The following is a 23,156-nucleotide window of genomic DNA, read 5'->3' on the forward strand; positions in this document are numbered from 1 at the left end:
TAGATGTCTAACAACGAAGCAGTACAGTACGGAGCAGACCAAATACAGATTTTGGAAGGACTTGAGGCTGTCAGGAAAAGACCCGGTATGTATATCGGTACTACAGCAGCCAGGGGACTTCATCATCTGGTTTACGAGATTGTAGACAATTCAGTTGATGAAGCACTTGCCGGTGCCTGCGATCATATTGAAGTTACCATAACAGCTGAGAATACTATTATTGTAAAAGATAATGGAAGAGGTATACCTACAGGTATCAACCACAAATCCGGTCTTACAGGAGTTGAGGTTGTATTTACTATTCTCCATGCAGGCGGCAAATTTGGTGGTGGAGGCTATAAGGTATCAGGCGGACTTCATGGTGTTGGTGCATCTGTTGTTAATGCTCTTTCTGAATGGCTGGAAGTAAGGGTCAGACAGGGAGGCAAGATATTTGAGCAGCGCTTTGAAAGAGGTAAGACCTGTTATCCCTTAAGAGAGATCGGAACTTGTGATATATCAGATACAGGAACCGAAGTTCATTTCAAGCCCGATGCTGAGATATTCAGAGAGACCACCATATTTGACTATAGTGTGCTCAGACAAAGGCTCAGGGAAATGGCCTTCCTTACCAAGGGTCTGAAGATCAGTCTTACTGACATGAGAATAGATGAGGACGCTGAAGACAAAGAGCCCAGGACAGAGCATTTCCATTACGAGGGCGGTATCAGTGAATTTGTTAAATATCTTAACAAGTCCAAGACTCCTCTCTACAGTCAGATAATGTATTTTGAGGGCGACAGGAATAATGTCCATGTTGAAGTAGCCCTTCAGCACAATGATGCATTTAATGAGAGCATCTATACATTTGTCAATAATATCAATACTCCTGAAGGCGGTACTCATCTTGAAGGCTTTAAGATGGCTACTACCAAGCTTTTCAATGATTATGCCAGAAGCTCCAAGCTTCTCAAGGATAATGATGAGAATCTGACAGGTGAAGATATCAGAGAAGGTATGACTGCTATCATCTCAGTAAAAATATCCGATCCTCAGTTTGAAGGACAGACCAAGCAAAAGCTTGGAAATACAGAAGCCAGAGGTGCTGTAAACTCTGTAGTATCTGAGCAGCTGACATATTTCCTTGAGCAAAATCCTCAGATTGCCAAGGAAATACTGGAAAAAGCCATTCTTGCTCAAAGAGCAAGGAATGCAGCAAGAAAGGCCAGAGATCTTACAAGAAGAAAAACAGCTCTGGACGGACTAGGACTCCCCGGCAAACTTGCTGACTGCTCCGATAAGAATCCCAAGAATTGTGAGATATTTATCGTAGAGGGTAATTCTGCAGGCGGATCTGCAAAGAATGCCAGAAGCAGAGCTACTCAGGCTATCCTGCCACTTAGAGGCAAGATACTAAATGTTGAAAAAGCCAGTGTTGATCACATCTATGGCAATGCAGAGATCAAGACCATGATCACTGCATTTGGAACAGGCATCCATGAAGATTTTGATATATCCAAGCTTCGATATGACAAGATCATAATCATGACCGATGCCGACGTAGACGGTGCCCATATAGCAACACTGATGCTGACCTTCCTTTACAGGTTTATGCCTGAACTTATCAAGCAGGGACATGTATATCTGGCTCAGCCTCCGCTTTATAAGCTGGAGAAAAATAAGCAGACCTGGTATGCATATTCCGATGAAGAGCTTAATGAGATCATCACAAGAGTGGGAAGGGATCAGAATAACAAGATCCAGAGATATAAGGGACTGGGAGAAATGGATGCCCATCAGCTGTGGGAGACAACCATGGATCCTGAGACCAGATCTCTCCTGCGTGTAAATATGGATGATGATGCAGAGTCCGAACTTGATATCACCTTTACTACGCTTATGGGTGACAAGGTTGAGCCTCGAAGAGAGTTCATCGAAAATAATGCAAAATTCGTTAAGAATCTTGATATTTGATAATCAGGTAATTAGAAAAGGATACAATAATGGCTGATAACGAAAACAAAAACGGACAGACCCCGGGAAATGATCTGCCTGATGATGTCTTTGACAGTACAGAGGCAACCAATACTGATCCCATAACCAATGTTGATCTGAAAAAGACAATGGAAACGTCTTATATAGACTATGCCATGTCTGTAATAGCATCCAGAGCTCTTCCTGATGTAAGGGACGGACTTAAGCCTGTTCAGAGGCGTGTTCTCTACTCAATGGTAGAGCTGAACAACGGGCCGGACAAAGCACATCGTAAGTGTGCCCGTATCGTTGGTGATACAATGGGTAAGTACCATCCTCATGGAGACTCTTCTATCTATGGAGCTCTTGTATATATGGCACAGCCCTGGAACATGAGATACTGTCTGGTAGATGGTCATGGTAACTTTGGATCTGTAGACGGTGACGGCCCTGCTGCTATGAGGTACACAGAGGCCCGTCTTACCAAGATCTCCATGGAAATGGTCGCTGATATCGGCAAGGATACAGTAGACTTTGTTCCAAACTTTGATGAAACAGAAAAAGAGCCTGCGGTAATGCCCTCGAGGATACCGAACCTATTGGTCAATGGTACAACAGGTATTGCGGTAGGTATGGCTACCAATATCCCTCCTCACAACCTCAGGGAAGTGGTCAAAGCCATCTCTCTTATGATCGATAACAGGATCAATGAAGACAGAGAAACCTCTATCGAAGAGATCCTGCCTATAGTAAAGGCTCCCGATTATCCTACAGGAGGTATCATCCTGGGAACAAGAGGTGCCGAGGAAGCCTACAGGACAGGAAGAGGTAAGGTAAGATGCCGCGCTGTTACTGATATTGAGCCTATGAACGGCGGAAAGAACAGGATTGTAGTAACAGAGCTTCCTTATCTGGTAAATAAGGCCAAGCTCATAGAGAGAATAGCTGACCTTGTAAAGAACAAAAAGATAGACGGCATCACAGCTCTCAGAGACGAATCCGATAAGGAAGGTATGAGGATCGTAATAGAGCTCAGGCATGATGTAAATGCCCAGGTGATGCTCAATAAGCTCTACAAGCATACAGACCTTCAGTCATCCTTTGGTGTCATCATGCTGGCTCTGGTAAATAATGAGCCCAAGATACTGTCTCTGGACAAGATGCTGGTATATTACATAAAGCATCAGGAAGAGGTAGTAACAAGGCGTACACGTTATGACCTTGGTAAAGCTGAGGAAAGAGATCACATACTGCAGGGTCTGCTCATAGCTCTTGATAACATTGATGAAGTCATTAAGATCATCAGAGGCAGTCAGACTGTACAGATTGCCAAGGAGCAGTTAATATCCAGATTTGCTCTTTCTGAAGTACAGGCTCAGGCTATTGTAGATATGAGACTTCGTACTCTTACAGGACTGGAAAGAGACAAGCTCATGGCTGAGCACGAAGAGCTCTTAAAGAAGATCGCAGAGCTGAAGGCAATACTGGCAGATAGAAAGCTCCTCCTGGGTGTTATAAGGACCGAGATCAATATCATCGCAGACAAGTACGGAGATGACAGAAAGACTCAGATAGGTCATGACGAGGATGAGTTTGAAGATGAGGATCTGATCCCCAATGTTAATACAGTTATAGCAATGACATCTCTTGGATATATCAAGAGAATGGCTATAGATAATTTCAAGGCTCAGAACAGAGGCGGTCATGGTATCAAGGGTATTTCCACCATTGATGGAGATTACGTAACAGATCTTCTTATGACCACTACTCACAATAACGTGATGTTCTTTACCAATAAGGGAAGGGTCTATAGACTAAAGACTTATCAGATTCCTGAAGCATCAAGAACATCAAGAGGAGTAGCTATTGTTAATCTCCTACAGCTGGGTCCTGATGAGAAGATATCAGCCATCATTCCTGTATCCAGTTTTGATGTTGAAAAGAATCTCTTTATGGTAACCAAGAAGGGTACTGTAAAGAAGACATCTATAAGGGATTTTGCAAATGTCAGAAAGAATGGACTTAATGCTATTAATCTTGAAGACGATGATGCCCTAATAGAAGTGAAGACAACAACCGAAAACTCTCATATATTCCTTGTTACCAAAAACGGAATATGTATCAGGTTTAAAGAAACAGATGTCCGCTCTATGGGAAGAGGAGCAATGGGTGTCAGAGGTATCATGCTGGACGATGATGACGAGATCGTCGGAATGCAGATAGACAGCCAGGGCGATTCACTGCTGGTAGTATCCGAGAAAGGTTACGGCAAGAGGACCAATCTTAGTGAATTCAAGACCCAGTACAGGGGAGGTAAGGGTCTTAAGTGCTACAAGATTGTAGAAAAGACAGGACATCTAATAGGTGTCAAGGCTGTTAACGAGGATCATGAGATCATGATGATCACAGATGCCGGTACTATTATCCAGATCAGGATGAGTGAGGTATCTGTATATAGCAGAATCACTTCAGGAGTCAAGCTTATCAAGCTGGATGAAGGCTCCAAGGTTGTGAGCATAGCTAAGGTTCGTGAGAAAGTATCTGATGGGAGCAGAGAACTGGATAACGTAGACGACATTGAGGAAGAATCCGGAGAAGACGGAGAAAGGACGCTTTAATGGCGAGGATCGGTCTGCTGATATCTGAACTGTCTGATGAAAAGACATGCTCTTTTGTTAAAGGTATGCTCTGCGCCGCTGAGGAAATAGGTGCGGTAGTCATAGTCATGCCGGGAGGTACACTCTACTCTCCTATTACTGCTACCGAGCAGGAAAAGTACGTATATCAACAGAATGCGATCTACAATTATATAACGACTGATGCTCTCGACGGTCTCATTATTGATATCAATGAGATCGGCGGGGAGCTTGAATTGGGACAAAGGGAAGAGTTTCTAAATGAGTTTAGAAGAATGGATCTTCCCTTTCTTCTTACCGCTCCCATGGAAAAATACGACGCCATACACCAGCCCGCTGAGGATGAAGATCCTGCAGAAACAGGCTTTAGAGCTCTTCATGATATCCTGAGCTGGATAGCCAGGAGAGAACTATCGGGTGTTATAGAAATCCCGGAGTTTCCCGATACTGAGCTGACCATAGAAGAGACTATGAGACAGCTGTCATTGATGTCCAGGCATATGCTGAATATGACCTGTGACAGAAGGCAGCTTGCTGAAGAAATCATAAAGACAGCATCCAGAGGAAGGATAGAGACTGCTCTGATATTTATGTATGGTGAGGGCCAGAGGCATACTGTCAATCATCCCTGGGACAGACCGGAGAATATCCTGGTCAAGGGAGCCGTGGAAAACGGAGTGGTAATACATCTTCCGGAAGGTATGATGACTCCTACCGAAAAGCTTCTCACAGAGTTTGGAGATACCAAGCTAAAGAAAGGCGGATGGATTGCCAGGACTCTATCTATGGATGATGAGCAGCTGGGATTTATCATATTCAAATTTAGTCCCCAGATGCTCACACCGGGTATAGAATATCTGCTTAATGGAATGCTCCATGCAGCTATACAGATAGTAATGAGGCGCAGTGTCATCAGAGAGCTGTCAGAAGAACTGCTGACAGTGCAGGAAGAGCTTGAAAGAGACGACTCAGTCCTTGATCATATCGGTGAGAAGGATCTTTTGACAGGAGAATATAACCGGCGAGGATTCTTCACTCATGCTTATGACCGTATGGCAGAAAGATTCAAAAAAGGAAATACGGCTATTGTCTGCTATATAGACCTTGATACCATAAAGAATATCAATGACAGATTCGGCAGAGATGAAGGCAATTACGCCGTAAAGAGAGTTGCAAAGCTGATCAGGGATGTCTTTGGCAAGAAGGCTCTTATCGGCAGGATCAAGGGTTATGAGTTTGCTGTAATGATGATCACAGACAGAGACAATGATGAAGATTATTTCAGGACCAGCATGATGCAGCAAAACGGCAGACTCATGGCTGAAAATGACAGGCCCTATATAATACATATAGTATTTGCTATATGTTCATACAAATATGATGACCATCTTTCCCTGAGGTTCATGCTCAGGGACACAGACGAAAAACTTAGGAAAATGCTGGATATGCAAGCAGACATGACATAAGGAGTATACTAATGAGCAAAAAATCCAGATTCTTTTTATTTAGCTTATTCTCAGCTTTTACCGCAGGTTCCATCTTTGCAGGGGGAAAACTATACGATGTAGCAATGAAACCCAGATCGCATCCGGATGGAGAAGCAAAGGAACTTCCTGAAGTGACTCAGGGCAGAATGTGGGTAAGAAATCATCCTACAAGAAGAGATATCTATATTGATTCCATCGATTCATTAAGGCTTCATGCCACATACATACCTTCCTCAACTACAGATGAGCACAGGTATGCGATCATAGTCCATGGCATATGGGATAACTGTGAGGGCATGGGAGTATATGCAAGAGAGCTGCACAAGAAGGGAATGAACGTGCTGCTCCCGGATCTTAGAGGTTTTGGCGCCAGTGAAGGCAATTATGTAGGCTACGGCGGAGATGACCGCTATGACATAATCGAGTGGATCTATTGGATCATCAAAAGGGATAAGGATGCCAGGATCATGCTCCTTGGTACATCCATGGGAGCTGCTACAGTGCTCATGACCACAGGCGAACGTATGCCAGATAATGTGATCTGCGCTATAGCAGATTCGTCCTATACCACGGTCAAAGACCAATTCGTGGATGTGTATGACAGGATGGTAAAGCCTATAATCCCTCCCTTTATCGCACTTCCTCTCCTTCGCCTGGAGACAAAGATACGTGCAGGCTATGATTTCTATGACATAAAGCCCATAGAAGCAGTCGCAAGATCTGCTACTCCTACTCTCTTCATTCACGGAGATAAGGATACATTTATTAATCCTGCAATGTGCAGGGCTCTCTTTGATGCAGCTGGGTGTAGAAGGGAATATTGCATGATACTGGGCGCTGAGCATGTAAAGAGTGTATATCACAGTCCTGTAAAATACTGGGCAAAGATTGATGAATTCTTGGAACATGTGAAGTTCTAAGACTAGTATGGACGAAGCCAGCGGCATTAGCCGCTCTCAAATGGCCTATTTGCATACATTAGTGGATTTTCAATCCACTAATGTATATGTTATTAGACAAACCTTCAGAAACACGCATTTACTGCGTGTTTCGTGAAAACATGAAGCTAGCAAATAGGCCCAGCGGCATTAGCCGCTCTCAAATGGCCTATTTGCATACATTAGTGGATTTTCAATCCACTAATGTATAAAAAAGCGAAGACCTTATTCAGGCCTTCGCTTTTTAAGCTTTAATTTGCTTTTTTGCTGTTTTAATTTGATTTCTTCAGCCAGCTCTCTGCTTATGAATTTGCTTGTCTTGACTACAAAGAAGCCGCCATCTTCAGCTTTCTTGATACGGATTTTGGATTTCATATAGCCATGCTTTTCACACCAGGCCACAGAATAATAATGCTTGCCGTTGGGAGTAAACCAGCGTATCTTCTTTTTGAGATTCCTGTGACAGAGATAGCATCTGGTGGAAATGACTTCGGGATCACGCATGAGCTTTTCTCTTGTATCAAACTCTCTTGAGATAAACTTGGCATATTCATCAAATACAATATGTATCTCCTGTCTCTTGTTCTTGGGAGTCACATAATTGTCAAAGGATACATAGCTAAGGTAGCTCTCAGGGATCTTTTGGAATATCTCTGCTGTATACTGGGCATCTGACAGGGCTCTGTGAAAGGGATGAGTCTTCTTGAGCTTCATGTAGTCGATGCCAAATTCCAGATTTCTTCGAAGCTTGCCATCTTCAAAGGCAAGTGAGAAGAGCTTTTGAACATCAATATATTCAATAGGTCCCACAGAAAGAGGATCCATATGATAATAGTCCATATTCCTCTGAAGCTCTGTGAGATCAAGATTACCCCAGGTACAAAATACCGGCTTTTCTCCTGCCCATTTAAAAAAGTCCGAGATCACATCCAGGAAAGGGGCTCCCTTTTCCAGATCGTTCATGGTCAGATGAATAAGCTTACCTGTTATGGAATGCATCTTCTTATAGACCTGAGGCTTTATAAGACGAGAAAAGCTGCCTGTTATCTCTCTGTTTTCATTCATGCGCACAGCGCCGATCTCGACAATCTCAAAAGGAAGCTCCTTGAGCTCCTGCTCTCTTATGCTTCCGCCTTGATTCCATTCAAGATCAAATACTATATAATTAGACATCTCAATCCCTTACAAATTCTATGTCGCTTCTATAGACGATAAACGGTATCACTCCATCCTAATTATATCATAACTGGGCCTGCTTGCAGGATATCTCTCATATGATGTATTATTAGATGGTGTTTCGTTAGAAGATGAATCTGACAAGTCTTTTACAGAAAGGACGACAAATTGAGTAAAAAGATAGTTCTTACAGGCGGTGGTACCGCCGGACATGTTACGCCTAATCTGGCCCTGATCCCTTATCTCAAGGAAGAGGGCTATGAAATAATATATATTGGATCCTATGAAGGTATAGAGAAGCGCCTTGTGGCAGATTATGATGTGAAATATTACGGAGTAGCCACAGGTAAGTTCAGAAGATATATGGATCCCAAGAATTTCAGCGATCCCTTCAGAGTGATCAAGGGCTTTGCACAGGCCAGGAAGATATTAAAAGAAGAAAAGCCTGATATAGTTTTTTCCAAGGGAGGCTTTGTAAGTGTACCTGTAGTAAATGCTGCATCTGCCCTGCATATTCCCTGTATCCTTCATGAGTCAGACTTAACACCCGGTCTTGCCAACAAGCTCTGTGCAAGATCTGCGGACAAGATCTGCTGCAATTTTCCTGAGACCATGAATTATCTTCCTGATAAAAAGGCTGTCCTTACAGGTACGCCTATCAGAGATGAGCTCATGACCGGTAATGCCATGACAGGCAAGAATCTCTGCGGATTTACAGATAATAAACCGGTACTTATGGTAATAGGTGGAAGCCTAGGTGCTCAGTCCGTCAATGAAGTTGTAAGGGAAGCACTCCCTTCTATCCTGCCCTACTTTAATGTGATCCATATTTGTGGCAGGGAAAAGGTTGATAATATGCGCCTGGACGTGCCGGGATACAAGCAGTTTGAATATGTTAAGTCAGATCTAAAGGACCTCTTTGCCCTGGCGGATATAGTAATATCCCGTGCAGGTGCCAACTCCATCTGCGAGCTCCTTGCTCTTAGAAAACCCAATATCCTGGTACCTCTTTCAAAGAAATCCAGCAGGGGAGATCAGATATTAAATGCCAGATCCTTTGAACAGCAGGGCTTTTCTTTGGTGATCATGCCTGAGGACTTTGATGAGAATGAGCTGGTCAAGAAGATCCACGAGCTCTATGAGAACAGGGAGGAATACCTGGTAAGGATGACAGGCTCAGGTCAAAGAGGCGCCATCACTACTATAATGAAGCTTATAAACGAGCTGTCAGAGAAATAATTCTGAAGGTACGTCTAATAACATATACATTCTTGGATAAATAATCCAAGAATGTATGCAAATAGGCCATTTATAAGCAGCTAAAGCTGCTGGGCCTATTTGCCAGATTCATGTTCTCACGAAACACGCAGTAAATGCGTGTTTCTGAAGGTACGTCTATTAACATATGCTTTTTTGACAGATAGAATGATAATGATCAATGATAATGATGGGAGCCTTTGGTCTTTAACCTTCTCCTCATACGTTTTCTGTCACCCTTGTCGCCGTAGCCATACTTGTAGCTGTAAATGGCTGACAATATAAGGGAAAAAACAATAATGACTGACAAGGTCAGGGATATCCTGATGATCAGGCTCTTTAGATCAAGATAATAGGTTCCTTTTTTGCCTTCTATCACATCAACTAATGATAAGGGCTTATTACCAAGATACAAAGCTTCATCTGAGGCTACTATCCTGATACTTGCCTCTCCCACAGCTACGCCTCCAAAGCTGTAGCTGATCACGGCAGCAGTATTCTCATCTTTGGTATCATAATCTGCGGTGGACTCACAATCAGAAAGAGAAGCGGTAACAGGTAGTATTACCGAAGCGTTTTTGTCAAATTCAAGAAATTCTTTGTTTAATGAAAAAGATGAGCTGGAAGAATTCTTGGACGTGCTGGGAAGATAGTATTCATCCTCTTCTGCCGGATATACTTTTTTGAAATTGTTAAAGCCGTAGTCAAAAAGCTCAGCGGTCTCTGTGAACTGATAAGGAGTTTCCTCCTTCATGATCACACATATCAGCTTCATCTGACCTCTTTCGGCGCAGCTGATAAGGGTATTTCTGGCTTCATCTGTATATCCTGTCTTGCCGCCTCTTATCCCTTCGCAGGCTATTTCTCCGTTTATCAGCTTGTGCTTGTTATTAACATAGAAATCGTCCGGCTGACCGGGACCTGCCGTGAAATGGTAGCGGGCAGTATTGCCAATCTTGGACAATAGCTCATTGTCAAAAAAGGCAGAGGCTATAAGGGCCAGATCATGGGCACTGGTATAATGCTCCTTATCGAAAAGACCGTTGGAATTAACAAAATGAGAATGGCTGCAGCCAAGCTCTAAAGCTCTCTCATTCATCATATCTGCAAAGGCATCAAGAGAGCCGGCAATATGCTCTGCTACAGCATTGGCACATTCATTGGCACTTCCTACCATGATACCGTAGAGACACTGTTCCAGAGTCATGTACTCTCCTGCATCTATGCCAATATTTGAACCATCCGAAGGGACTGAAGATACAGCCGTATGGGAGAAGTTAACAATGTCATTCATATTGCCCTTCTCTGCAGCGATAAGACAGGTCAGCATCTTGGTTGTGGAAGCCGGATATAATTCTTCGTCTATATTTTTGGAATAAAGGATGACCTTGCTGTCTGCATCCATAAGGATAGCAGATTCTGCTCCAACAGCAGGTCCCTGAGGCCAGCCGGGTACCAGATTGGAGCTGGTCTCCAGTTCCATCCTGGCCTGCCTTGCTTCTTCTAAGCTTTCTGCATTAGCGCTAAGGCTGTAGGTCTTAGAAACAGGTAACAAAAACAAGGCTCCCGCTGAAATGGCCAAGGCCAGTAGATATGAGTATTTACTCTTATGAGGTTTAATAGTATTTTTGAGCATTAGAATAATACCTGTAAATAAAAACAGTTGCTATTCATGAGCTGGCAGCGGGTGAACAGCAACTAATGAGAGGTGCATAGTAAAAAGGTCATGAGTATTTACTGAATATATGATTTGGAACAGTAATAGTATTGACCATCATACCAAACCTTTGCCCAGCCATTTTCCTCTCCTACAAGGATCAGCTCAGTCCCGGATTTGACAGTCTGACCAATATTATCAGCTTTTTCAGGGCTGGTCCTAAGATTCAGACCTGATGTGGTATGTACTATACTGCCCTGAGGAACTGACTCGTCTACCTCCTCATCCTCGTCGCCTAAAGTATCCTCGCCTGTGATATTATCAGCAGTTTCCTGGTCAGCAGGTATCATGGAAGGGATGAGTTTTTTGGCAAACATGAAAATGATAAAGGCAGCAAAAAGTCCTGCTACTACAGCCAGTATTCTTGGAAGGTAATAAAGGACTGGGGAATAATCGTCCTCCTCTTCTTCAAGCTCCTCAAGATCTGCAATGTCCTGATAGCTGTAATCATCGCCATTATTATAATAATCGCCGCCCTGATAGGAGCTGGCATTATTATATGGATGAGGCTCCTCATATCCTCCGTTTACCTGACCATAATAAGGAGCACCAAAACCATTTCCCAGGTTACTGTCCTGGGGCATGGCACCGGCATTTATAGGGCCTGCACCCTGGTAATAGGGAGCATTATTATTTTGATCGGTACTAGCAGCTGAGCTTTCTTTTTCTATATCCTCTGAGCTATGAGAATTTAGAAGAGTATCGCTGTGAGCAAGTATATACTGCTCTTTTTCCTTGGCACTAAGGAAGTTAAGAGGATCCTCTATCTGGATATCATCTGCGCTGATATCTTCAGGTCTTGTATATCCCAGATCCAGTGCTATCTTTTCTGATACCTTTTCTGATGAAGCTTCTGCAGTGGTATCGCTGCTGTTTTCATAGGGGTCCTGGGCATTTGGACCTTGTCCGGGATTCTTCTTATAGTCATTTATGTTATAGATCTTATCAGCCATTTGTAAACTTCCTTTGTATGTCTAATGAAAATAATCAAAAGTAATGCTATTATCTGCTGATGATATATTTGTATATAGGATTGCCCAGCTTGGAGAATTTCTCCTCATATTCAGTCATGATATTGCCTTCGTTCAATGCAGGATCATTGTGAAGATCCCTTGTCACCGCATCTATTTTCCAGCCTGCAGGAGCTACTTCCTCCAGTGCAAAGTCAAAAAGATCGGTATTGTCTGTCTTAAATTCCACTACGCCGTCTTTCTTTAATATCTCATCATATCTGGACAGAAACTCCCTTGAAGGAAGACGTCTCTTGGCATGCCTGTCCTTGGGCCAGGGATCTGAGAAATTCAGGTATATCCTGTCAACCTCGCCCTTGTCAAATACCTCAGTGATGATTTCTGCTTCCATTCTGATAAAACGGATGTTGGGAAGCAGGAGCTGTTCCTGCTTGTGTATGCCTCTAAGCATAACGCTGGAATATTTTTCTATTCCGATATAATTTATGTCAGGATTTAAGGCGGCCAGATCCATGATAAAACGGCCCTTTCCCATTCCTATTTCTATCCTGACAGGATTATTATTGCCAAAGACCTCTTTCCACTTACCTTTGCAGCCTTCGGGATTCTTAATGGCCCAGATGCTCTCTTCTATCACATCTCTGGCACCGGGTATATTACGCAGTCTCATTATTCTTATTCCTTTCTTACATCAAACATTATGGATAATTTGCGGCTTTTCGTCAACTTATCTTGAATAATGAGCTCTTAAAAATCTCATAAATACCATTAGATTTTTATTTGTTTTTGCAATCATATTGACAGCAATTATCGGGATGCGATATGCTTTGTCCATTGTGTTACGGGAACAAATCAGCACCAGGGTTTTGTGAATTTTTATTTGCATTTTAGACATTTTCAAATTACCGGTATTTTTCTGCCGGAAGTATCGCTTTCGCCGATACTTTTTTCCTGTAAGTAGTTATTGGATAAGAGCCAGTAATCTTATGATCGTGCTTTTGCACTAAAGGAAAACTGCTGCCCTTTTCTTTTTGATACCCAAAAAAGAATGGGCCTGCATAAAAGCGGCTGTCATTACGGAAAAGGCAGGGCAATGAAAACGGAGGAAATATGAAAAAGAGTCAAATGAAAAAAGGAAACAAGAAAAAAACCGTCATGACAAGACTATCTGCTGCAATTCTGGCAGTTGTGATCAGCCTTGGAGGAATGCCTTTTGGAGAACTGGCTGGAAAAAGCCTGGAAGCTAAAGCTGCCAAGGGGTCTATTTTTATAGGAGAAATGAAAGATTCTTCATTTAAAGGCGGATATGACAGCATAGTAGATTTTGGCCCCGGCGGTAAAATAATAAGACCAAATACAGGTTTAAAAGAGATCCTGTATCCCGGTGCAGAGAACAATGGCACGGAAACTGACGCTGATAGCACAGATGCTGCTTTCGGGGATGACAATAAAGCCCCCGGTCCTGAAGATAAGGATCTGGGCGAGGGAGCAGGGGATAATAACTTTGGGACTAATGATCCCAAAGATGGTGACACAGATAGCAAGGATTCTATAAATGCTGATCCTGAAGCTGATGAGGCTGACAAGAAGGACAAGGAAGCTGCTGATCCGCAGGATGCAGAAAACGGCGCCAAGAAAGAAAAAGCTCCAAAGGACAAGGAGCTTGAAAGCATGAGCGTAAGCAGCAATTTACTCTCTCTGACAGGCGAAGAAAATAAATCTCCTGAAGATGATAAGGAGAGCATTGAAGATGAGTATGAAGAGTTGAGTTTCTCAACTAAATATCTCTATGCCACATCTACATCCAAAACTTCTGAAGTCAAAGAACCTGTGCTTTCAAAATACACTATCATCAAAGATGAAAACGGCAAAAACGTCTATGTCTTTGCTGCAAATAAAGAAGCAGCCATATGGCTTAACAAAGACAAGATCATAAGCTCAGTCAAAAAGAAGATCAAAAAAAATGCCAAAATAAAAGAAGCCTTTGTCACCGTTGAAAATATAAATAATAACAGTCAAAGCGAACTGAGATTTACTATAAATACTACTAATACAACGCCCAAGAGGACTCTTAAAGCTGAGGGTAAATACCTGATAAGAGATCTGTTTGTGACCTTTAGTGATGGTCATAAGTATGTATTTAGGAATGTCAATTATCTATTTACAAATGTGAATGGTTCCGAAATTGATATTCCAAATGACGGGGAAGCAGAAGATATATCTGATGATGGCAGGCAAAAGGAAGACATATACTGGAAGGTAACTACAATAGACGGACATTGCCTCTATGATATCAGGGATTATCAGGATAAAGATATATGGTATTCCAAAAGCCTAAGTGGCAAGGACCTTTTATTGACAGTTGATTGTAATTGGTGTCATCCCTTTACCCAAATATCATCTGTGAATTCAGAAATAGATATTATAGAACTAAGATATACAGACATTCTTCATGGCATATTTGAAGGGAATATTCCTCTCGATAATCTGGCAGAAGGAGTGAATATGATCACTTTTGCCGCTAAAGAGCACAGTAAGACCAGTGAGTTTGTAGTTCCCTTCAAGATAGATAATACCGCCCCCAGGACTGATCTCATATCAGTAACTTTAAACGGCAATTTCTATGAGGACGGTATATTTACAGAAGAAATAACCGCAGATCCTTCCAGTCTGGCAGCAAGGATGCTGTACAGTAACAAGCCCATAAGCCTTGCACTTAGCTATGACAATGAGACTCAGAAAGCTGAATCAAATGCAGCAGAGTCTGATGTTGTAACAATCGGCATAGTAATGGAGGATGGCAGTGTAAACTATCTGGAAACAGATGGCTCTGCCTCCTATGACATCCTTATGGAAAACGGCCGGGGAGATGTGATAAAGCAGATCATCCTTGAAGATGAGGCAGGCAACAAGAGCAGCTTTGACTGGAATCTTGGCCTTGTATATGACAATACAAGTCCTGTTATAGAATTTGATAAGGTAACGGATCTTACAGAGAAGACTACCATATCCGGTAAGGATGCATATTTTACAAAAGATGAATCCTGGAGCGGAAGCTTCAGAGTGATCGATAGTAATTATCATGGCAGAGAAGACAGCATGATATGTCTTGATAATGAAGAAGGGATATATTCTGCCAGCCCTGTTCTCAAAGAGGCTTTAGATAGTGAATACAGCTACACCTTTAGCAGGGAAGGCGTAAACGGCCTTAGTGTCAAAGCTGTGGATATGGCCGGTAACGAAAGTGATATAGCATCTTCTGACCTGATCATAATAGACAATACAGCTCCCCTTATCCGCTATTCCTATAGCGCAGGCGGTAAAGCAGTAAGTCCTGAGGGGAGTGACAAGAGCTATTATAACAAGGATGTGGAAGTGACTATCAGTGTGGAGGAACTCTATCCCGACTTTGAAGAAAATACAGTGGGAATAGCGGTAACACGTCCTGACAAAGGCACAGAATACAGATATATAAAGCCTGAAGACTGGGTAGAATCAGCAGAAGGTGATAAGAGGATGTACAGCGCCGTGATCACTACAAATGCAGATGGCGAGTATTATGCATTTGGAACTGTAAGGGACAGAGCAGGCAATATCTCTTCAAATGGCGAAGCTATCCTGGGAGAATCCTTTACTGTTGATAAGACAGACCCTTTGATCACTGTCAGCTATGATAATAATGACGCCTTAGAGGGCAGATATTACAAGGATACAAGGACAGCTACCATTGTAGTTGAGGATTACACCTTTGATCCTGAGCGTACTCTTTTTACAGATTCCGGCTCCGGAAAAGCAAAGCTTACAAGCTTTGTTAAGAATGAAGATGGCAGATACAGCATGACAGCGGTATTTGACACAGACGGCGACTATTCCTTTAGCTTTACTGCAACAGATAAGGCAGGAAATAAGGCTGAGCCTTATATTGAAAAAGAAGAATTTACCATTGATAAGACAAAGCCTGTTATCAGCATTAGCTTTGATAAAAATGGCAAAGATTATTATAACGAGACAAGGACTGCAACTGTCACAATTAAAGAGCATAACTTTGATCCGTCAAAGGTAAGGATCAAGGGAGCGGATAATACTTCTGCCTTTAGTCAGGGACAAAGCTATATTAATAAGGAAGACGAACATAGCATAAGTATAGTATTTGATACTGACGGTATATATGCTTTTACAGTAGATTATACCGACAGGGCAGGCAATGAAGCCGAGGAAGAAAATAGCGGAAGCTTCACAATTGATAAGACAGCTCCTGTGATCAGCTTTATGGGAGTATCTGACCGTGAGGCAATAAGGGGAACTGCTTCTCCCGTAGTGATCTGCGAAGACAGCAATATGGGTACTGATGTAAGCATGGTGCTCACAGGATCCATGACAGGATTAAGGGACATGCCCTTTAGCAGACAGAATGAAAAGGAAAAGGTATCTGTAAGCTACAGCGACTTTGGACATGTCAGAGATAATGATGATGTCTATACCATAAATGTTACTGCAAGGGACCTTGCAGGCAACGTTACAGAGGACATGATAGTCTTTTCCGTAAACAGATTTGGAAGCACCTTCTATCTCCATCCTGAATCAGCAGTGATGACAGAGAGATATTTTACCAATGCGCCTACTGATCTCGTAGTGGAAGAAGTAAACGTAGATGCTGTAAATAAAAAGACCCTGACGATCGGCAGAGATGATGAGATCATGCAGGTAAAGGAAGGCAAAGGCTGGAGCAGTACAGAGTCAGTAAATGAATATGGCTGGCACAGCGTGACCTATACTGTTTCCAAAGAACTGTTTGACAAGGAAGGCGACTATACAGTCCTGATATCAACAACGGATGCTGCAGGCAACAATTCATCCAACAGGGCTGAAAATCTGGAATTTGCCTTTGCAGTGGACAAGACTGCACCGGGCCTTGCATTTGGTGACCTGGAAGAGGGAGCAGGCTATGAGTCTGAGACAGGACATGACTTTAGCCTGAGCGTAGATGATAACAGAAAGCTGGTCTCTGCGGCCGTTTATATAAACGGAGACCTGGCAGGTGAATATAAGGCAGGAGATGACCTTGGCATAAACAAGAGCCTTCACCTGGAAAGCCTTGATAAAGCCCAGAATGTAAGGGTAGTTGCAGCAGATGCAGCAGGTAACAGCTGCGAAAAGGTCATAAAGAAGGTATATGTATCAGCTGCTCCAAAAGAGCTTATAAGAAAAAGCATGGCTGAAATAGATGATGAGGTATCTCCTCTTGCTATGGCTGCAGACCTTTATCCCGGTGAGATAATATCTGCCCAGGGAGCTTTACAAGGCAAGGCTGTCAAGAAGGAAGTGATCATACTGATATTCGCTGCAGCTATGCTGCTTGGAGCAGGCATCGCCGCTCTTATTGCTAAAAGGAAGAATGTAAAAAAGGATTGATCAGGGAAGATGTTAGAGGCAGGAACCCTACTGGATGGCAAATATAAAATACTGAGCGAGATCGGACGAGGCGGCATGAGCAGGGTCTACCTGGCTATCAATGAGAGGGCAGGCTGTCCCTGGGCTGTCAAGGAGATCAGAAGAGAGAGCTCTGCAGATATTGAAAAGCTCCGCACAAGCCTTCGCACAGAGATAGAGCTGTTAAAGAGCCTGTCCCATCCGGGACTTCCCAGGATCGTGGATGTGATAGACAAGGACGACAGCTTCCTGATAGTAATGGATTATATCAGGGGCAGGACCCTCAGGGATGTGCTCAGAGAAGAAAAAAGCATCTCTCAGGACAAGGTCCGCCTCTGGGCTATCTATCTGTGCGATGTGCTTATATATCTCCACAGCAGAGAGCCTGCTATTATTTACAGGGATATGAAGCCTGAGAATATCATGCTGGATCCTGACGGCAAGATATATCTCATAGACTTTGGTATCGCCAGAGAGTATAAGAGCTACTCCCATGAGGATACCACCTGCCTTGGTACCAGGGGCTACGCAGCACCTGAGCAGTTCCTTAGCGGTATGCAATCGGATGAGAGAACAGATATATATAATCTGGGAGCCACCATCTATCACCTTCTCACAGGACACATGGTAGATGAGAGGGCATATGAACCCTGGCCTGTGAGTCACTTTGTGCCCGGTATATCCGGGGGTATCGAAGAGATTGTCATGAAGGCTATCAGCAGGAACCCCGATGACAGATATCAATCTGCAGCCGAGATGAAATATGCTCTTGAGCATTACAGGGAGCTGGAGAAGAACTATCGAAGAAGGGCAGGCCTATCTATAGCAGTATTTGGACTGACTGCAGCTATGGCCATGACATTTATACTAGGCTCATTCAGGATAGATTCCAGGGCCAAAGATATGGTCGCTTCTTCCAGGGTAGATTTTATAGATGATGCCAGAAGTGCGCTGACAGGGAAGGATAGGATCATGAGTATCATGGGAGCCATGTCTCTTGATCCTGATTCCAATGAAGCGCTCATGACCCTTCTTGACCTTGATACAACGGACGGGATATTCAGCAAAGAGGAAGACGAGGACCTTAGGAGCGTATTGTACTCATCCTATGATGACCATAGGACCTATGAAGATATGCTGCTATTGAATAGTCACGACTATGCAGTATTTGCCTACAATCTGGGCATAGCTTATTTTTACCAGTATGAGGACTTTGGCAGCAGGCAGATGGCTGCCAAATGGTTCAGAGAAGCCGCAGAGTCGGGAGAACTGTCTCCTTCTCAGACCTATAGGGCCAGGCACCTGGTCACTATCAGCTCCTATTATGACAGGCTTGGAATACCTGATGAAACAGGAGATTCTCAGATCCGCTACGCCGATTACTGGAGAGACCTTAGAGAATCAGCCTCGGGAGATATAGCAGCTTCTGATAATACAACAACGGCTCTTATCATATACAAGGAGACTTCGGCCCAGATTTACAACAATGCCTGGAACTTTGCCAGAGAGAGCGTGGAAAAAGAGGAGATAGAGGATCTTTTGGGTGAGATAGAGGCACATCTGGACAGTGATTTTGATAATCCCGATCCGGCTAATAAAGAAAGGCTTGAGGAAATGGAAAAGGTTGTAAGAGCAAATATCAGCCTGGCCAGATGGCAGCTGGAGGAGGCATACAAGAGATGATGAAATTAAAATTTACCATGACAGTCTATAGCCTCATGGGGACTCTTGCTACTCCTATTGAAGCCAGAAAGATCACAGGTCAGGCGCTTAAATACAGTTATCTGTCCAAAGGCCTTATGGTATTTGGCACGCTGTTTGCTGTGTTATCTCTTATCAGCTTCTTTGCCCTCAGGGTCCCTAATGCTGTATCCGTACTTACAGGATATGGCAGGAGAAAAGAGCTAAGGCGCATGGAGAAGGGCCTGAGAAAAGAAAAGGATGAAGTCATAAGCAAATACCAAAAAGAAAAAAACACTGACATGATCGTTGATAATGAAAGGGTAACAGTACCTTGTAAAGTGGTATATCATGACAAAGATAAAGCCCTTGTCAAAAGAGATGAAGAAAAACAAGCTATTTTCTATGAAGAGGATAATAGCGAACGTAAAACCGTAGCTTTTTGCGCTGATCATAATGCCAATCACAAAAAGGGAGACTCTCAAACCCTTGTCCTTACTGGATCTCAAGAAGAACTGTATAATTTTCGGTAATTTTGCTTATTGAAAGAACTGCTGTCAAAGCATAACATATATCTGGACAGAAAACGAAGCCGTTTGCTGGCTTCGTTTTTTTTACCGTACGCCTAGCGGCGCACGTTTGATGGGTTAGTTCGAGGTGAAAGATGAATATCGGAATCTTCGACTCAGGCTTTGGGGGCTTATCGGTATTACATGAAGCCATGCATCACATTAAAGATGCAAACTGGCTCTTTTATGCTGATCTTGATAATGTCCCATATGGAAAGAAGAGCACTGATGAAATAATTGAATACTCCGTAAAAAACACTGCTTTTCTCATAGAAAGGGGAGCGGAGGCTGTGCTTGTGGCCTGTAATACAGCTACTGCAGCTGCCATAAATGTTCTTAGGAGCAAGTTCGATATACCTATGATCGGGATGGAGCCTGCAGTTAAGCCGGCCGTTGAAGAAAAGGCAGAGGGCAGCAGGATCATGGTCATTGCAACCCCTGTTACCATCAGAGAAAACAAGCTGGCGACTCTTTTAAAGAGAGTGGACACAGATCACAGAGTGGATCTCCTTCCTATGCCGGGACTTGTGGATCTGGCAGAGAGACAGATCTATGAAGGAAGTGAGGTTGAGGATTATCTTAAGGAGCAGTTTGCACCCTTTGACCTTGACCGCTATAGCGCTTTGGTATTGGGCTGTACCCATTTTAATTATTTCAAACCATCATATTTACACTATTTTGACAGTGATGTTCATATCATAGACGGGAATACCGGCACGATCATGCACCTGGCGGATGTATGCGGACTGGCAACCTGCGAGGATGATAGGGAGATCAGTTTTGAGTCCGTCAGACAGATGCAGGATGAATTCAAGGTGGATTATTATATCTCATCCAGGCCGGTTACTGACGGGGCCATGCTTGAAAGGATCAGAAAAGCCCATAATCGTCTGGAGGATATCAGGAAGCTTTAAGGCCCATCTTCCGGGCATATATGTCTTTTTATAAAAGGTCACGGTCCTTGCAAGCAACAAGATTTTGTAGTATCATAATTATAAGAATACAAGATATTGTGGGTTTATTGGAGGACATATGAAGATCATTAAGAGAAGTGGCGAAGAAGAAGTGTTCGACGGCGGCAAGATCATCACCGCTATCAAGAAAGCAAATCTTACAGTTACCCCTGACAGACGTTTGTCTGATGAAGAGATAGTATCTATAGAAGCACAGGTCGAGGCTGATTGCCTGGACCTTAACAGAGCTGCCAGCGTGGAAGAGATCCAGGATATGGTAGAGGACAGACTTATGAGCACAGGCAATCATGAGGTTGCCCGCAAGTATATCACCTACCGTTATCAGCGTGCTCTGGTGCGTAAATCCAATACTACAGATGAGAAGATCATGTCCCTTATAGAGTGCTCCAATGAAGAGGTCAAGCAGGAGAACTCCAACAAGAACCCTACTGTCAACAGTGTGCAGAGAGACTATATGGCAGGCGAGGTATCAAGGGATATCACCAGAAGATTCCTTCTTCCCGAAGATGTGGTCAAGGCTCACGAGGAAGGCATCATACATTTCCATGATTCAGATTATTTTGCTCAGCATATGCATAACTGCTGTCTGGTAAACCTGGAGGACATGCTCCAGAACGGAACAGTTATCAGCCAGACACTGATCGAGAGACCCAGATCCTTTTCAACAGCCTGCAATATCGCAACCCAGGCTATTGCGCAGATCGCCAGCTCACAGTATGGCGGACAGTCCATCACACTTTCTCACCTGGTACCTTTTGTTGATGTATCCAGAAGGAAGTTTAGAGAGCAGGTAAGAGCTGAGCTGGAGGAAGCAGGCGTACAGGCATCTGACGAGAAGATCAATGAGATTGCAGAGATGCGTGTCAGGAAAGAAATCAAGGACGGCGTTCAGGAGATCCAGTACCAGGTCATCACTCTTATGACTACAAATGGACAGGCTCCCTTTATCACAGTATTCATGTATCTGGACGAAGTACCGGAAGGAAGGCTCAGAGACGATCTGGCTGCAGTGATCGAAGAGATGCTCCGTCAGAGGATCCTGGGTGTCAAGAACGAAAAGGGCGTGTATATCACACCTGCCTTCCCTAAGCTGATCTATGTACTTGATGAAGACAATATCTCAGAAGGCTCCAAATACTGGTATCTGACAAGGCTTGCAGCAAAGTGCACAGCTAAGCGCATGGTACCTGATTATATATCTGCCAAGAAGATGAAGGAATACAAAAACGGGGATGTATATCCTTGCATGGGCTGCAGGAGCTTCCTTACTCCTGATACAACAGGCCTTGGCGAAAACGGCGCTCACAAGTATTACGGAAGATTCAATCAGGGCGTTGTGACCATCAACCTGGTAGATGTTGCCTGCTCTTCAGGTAAAGATGAGAAGAGGTTCTGGGAACTGATGGAAGAAAGGACAGAGCTCTGCCATAAGGCGCTGATGTGCCGTCATGACAGGCTGCTGGGTACACCTTCAGACGTAGCTCCCATACTCTGGCAGTTCGGCGCTCTTGCAAGATTATCCAAGGGTGAGACCATAGACAAGTTACTGTATGATAATTACTCTACTATCAGTCTTGGCTATGCAGGACTCTATGAATGTACCAGATATATGAAGGGTGTATCCCATACAGATGAAGAGGGCAAGGATTTTGCTCTCAGAGTCATGAGATTCCTTAACGATAAGTGCAATAAGTGGAAGGAAGAGAGCAACATCTCCTTCTCTCTATATGGCACACCTCTTGAATCCACTACCTACAAGTTTGCCAAGTGCCTACAGAAGAGATTTGGCAAGATCGAGGGTGTTACAGATAAGAGCTATATCACAAACAGCTATCACGTGCATGTGACAGAGAATATAGATGCTTTCTCAAAGCTGAAGTTTGAGTCTGAGTTCCAGGCTCTGTCACCGGGAGGTGCCATCAGCTACGTGGAAGTACCCAATATGATGAACAATTTGGATGCGGTACTGTCTGTTATGAGATATATCTATGACAACATCATGTATGCCGAGCTCAATACCAAGTCTGATTACTGCCAGTGCTGTGGCTTTACAGGCGAAATAAAGATCGTAAACGATGAAGACGGCAAGCTCATCTGGGAATGTCCTAACTGCGGCAATCGCGATCAGGACAAGATGAATGTGGCTAGACGTACTTGCGGATACATAGGTACTCAGTATTGGAATCAGGGAAGGACCCAGGAGATCCGTGAGAGGGTGCTCCATCTTTCCAATGAGCAATTTGATCTGTCAGATATGATCAAAGAGGCTGATAAAGTTCCGGTTTGCTGATATAATGACGTAAGGGTCAGGACATGGTCCCGGCCCTTTTTATCTGTCACAAAATCCATAGATCGATTTATGGGAGAC

Annotated in this window: 14 protein-coding genes; 10 read left to right on the forward strand and 4 right to left on the reverse strand. The window is 43.4% G+C overall.

All coding sequences use genetic code 11. The features are described 5' to 3' along the window. Positions 1-3: 3 nt before the first annotated feature. Genes gyrB through G636_RS17570 form a run of 4 tightly spaced genes read left to right on the forward strand, consistent with a single transcriptional unit; the run spans position 4 to position 6,996 of the window. Positions 4-1,953, forward strand: coding sequence for a DNA topoisomerase (ATP-hydrolyzing) subunit B (gene gyrB, locus G636_RS0106605; protein WP_026507403.1), 1,950 nt, complete (start codon positions 4-6; stop codon positions 1,951-1,953). Positions 1,954-1,982: 29 nt separating this feature from the next. After that, a complete protein-coding gene (gyrA, locus tag G636_RS0106610) occupies positions 1,983-4,571 on the forward strand; it encodes a DNA gyrase subunit A (protein ID WP_026507404.1) in 2,589 nt (862 codons plus the stop codon). Beyond that, on the forward strand, positions 4,571-6,055 hold the full coding sequence (locus G636_RS0106615) for a sensor domain-containing diguanylate cyclase (RefSeq protein ID WP_026507405.1): 1,485 nt from the start codon (positions 4,571-4,573) through the stop codon (positions 6,053-6,055). Before gyrA ends, G636_RS0106615 begins: the two co-directional genes overlap by 1 nt. Before the next feature lie 11 nt (positions 6,056-6,066). Next, complete coding sequence (locus tag G636_RS17570) at positions 6,067-6,996, forward strand: alpha/beta hydrolase (protein ID WP_051226634.1); 930 nt, start codon at positions 6,067-6,069, stop codon at positions 6,994-6,996. 243 nt (positions 6,997-7,239) lie between these two features. Here G636_RS17570 and G636_RS0106625 read toward each other — a convergent pair whose 3' ends face one another. Beyond that, a complete protein-coding gene (locus G636_RS0106625) occupies positions 7,240-8,187 on the reverse strand; it encodes a 3'-5' exonuclease (RefSeq protein ID WP_026507406.1) in 948 nt (315 codons plus the stop codon). A 171-nt stretch (positions 8,188-8,358) separates the two neighbouring features. Here G636_RS0106625 and G636_RS0106630 point away from each other — a divergent pair, with 171 nt between their 5' ends. Next, complete coding sequence (locus G636_RS0106630) at positions 8,359-9,429, forward strand: undecaprenyldiphospho-muramoylpentapeptide beta-N-acetylglucosaminyltransferase (protein ID WP_026507407.1); 1,071 nt, start codon at positions 8,359-8,361, stop codon at positions 9,427-9,429. Positions 9,430-9,625: 196 nt separating this feature from the next. On the opposite strand, the gene G636_RS17575 is transcribed toward G636_RS0106630, so the two are convergent. The 3 genes from G636_RS17575 to trmB all read right to left on the reverse strand — a co-directional run bounded on the left by G636_RS17575 (position 9,626) and on the right by trmB (position 12,805). Beyond that, entirely contained in the window at positions 9,626-11,002 is a 1,377-nt protein-coding gene (locus G636_RS17575; RefSeq protein ID WP_051226636.1) for a D-alanyl-D-alanine carboxypeptidase family protein, read from the reverse strand. Between the two features lie 179 nt (positions 11,003-11,181). Beyond that, the gene (locus G636_RS0106640) at positions 11,182-12,117 is read right to left on the reverse strand and encodes an SH3 domain-containing protein (protein WP_026507408.1); all 936 of its coding nucleotides are present in this window, start codon (positions 12,115-12,117) and stop codon (positions 11,182-11,184) included. A 49-nt stretch (positions 12,118-12,166) separates the two neighbouring features. Beyond that, positions 12,167-12,805, reverse strand: a complete 639-nt coding sequence (gene trmB, locus G636_RS0106645; RefSeq protein WP_026507409.1) for a tRNA (guanosine(46)-N7)-methyltransferase TrmB — start codon at positions 12,803-12,805, stop codon at positions 12,167-12,169. Positions 12,806-13,245: 440 nt separating this feature from the next. On the opposite strand from trmB, the gene G636_RS0106650 reads away from it, so the two are divergent. From G636_RS0106650 to nrdD, 5 genes are all read left to right on the forward strand, one after another. Beyond that, on the forward strand, positions 13,246-17,547 hold the full coding sequence (locus G636_RS0106650) for an Ig-like domain-containing protein (protein WP_026507410.1): 4,302 nt from the start codon (positions 13,246-13,248) through the stop codon (positions 17,545-17,547). A gap of 9 nt (positions 17,548-17,556) precedes the next feature. Then, entirely contained in the window at positions 17,557-19,248 is a 1,692-nt protein-coding gene (locus tag G636_RS0106655) for a serine/threonine protein kinase (protein ID WP_026507411.1), read from the forward strand. Then, positions 19,245-19,778, forward strand: a complete 534-nt coding sequence (locus tag G636_RS0106660; RefSeq protein ID WP_026507412.1) for a hypothetical protein — start codon at positions 19,245-19,247, stop codon at positions 19,776-19,778. Before G636_RS0106655 ends, G636_RS0106660 begins: the two co-directional genes overlap by 4 nt. A gap of 131 nt (positions 19,779-19,909) precedes the next feature. Continuing rightward, entirely contained in the window at positions 19,910-20,728 is an 819-nt protein-coding gene (murI, locus tag G636_RS0106665; RefSeq protein ID WP_026507413.1) for a glutamate racemase, read from the forward strand. Between the two features lie 118 nt (positions 20,729-20,846). After that, positions 20,847-23,078 (forward strand): anaerobic ribonucleoside-triphosphate reductase, encoded by a 2,232-nt coding sequence (gene nrdD / locus G636_RS17580; protein WP_051226639.1) that lies wholly within the window; start codon positions 20,847-20,849, stop codon positions 23,076-23,078. Positions 23,079-23,156: the final 78 nt, after the last annotated feature.

Source organism: Butyrivibrio sp. MC2013 (genome assembly GCF_000424585.1).
In the GTDB taxonomy this organism is placed as follows: Bacteria; Bacillota; Clostridia; order Lachnospirales; family Lachnospiraceae; genus Butyrivibrio.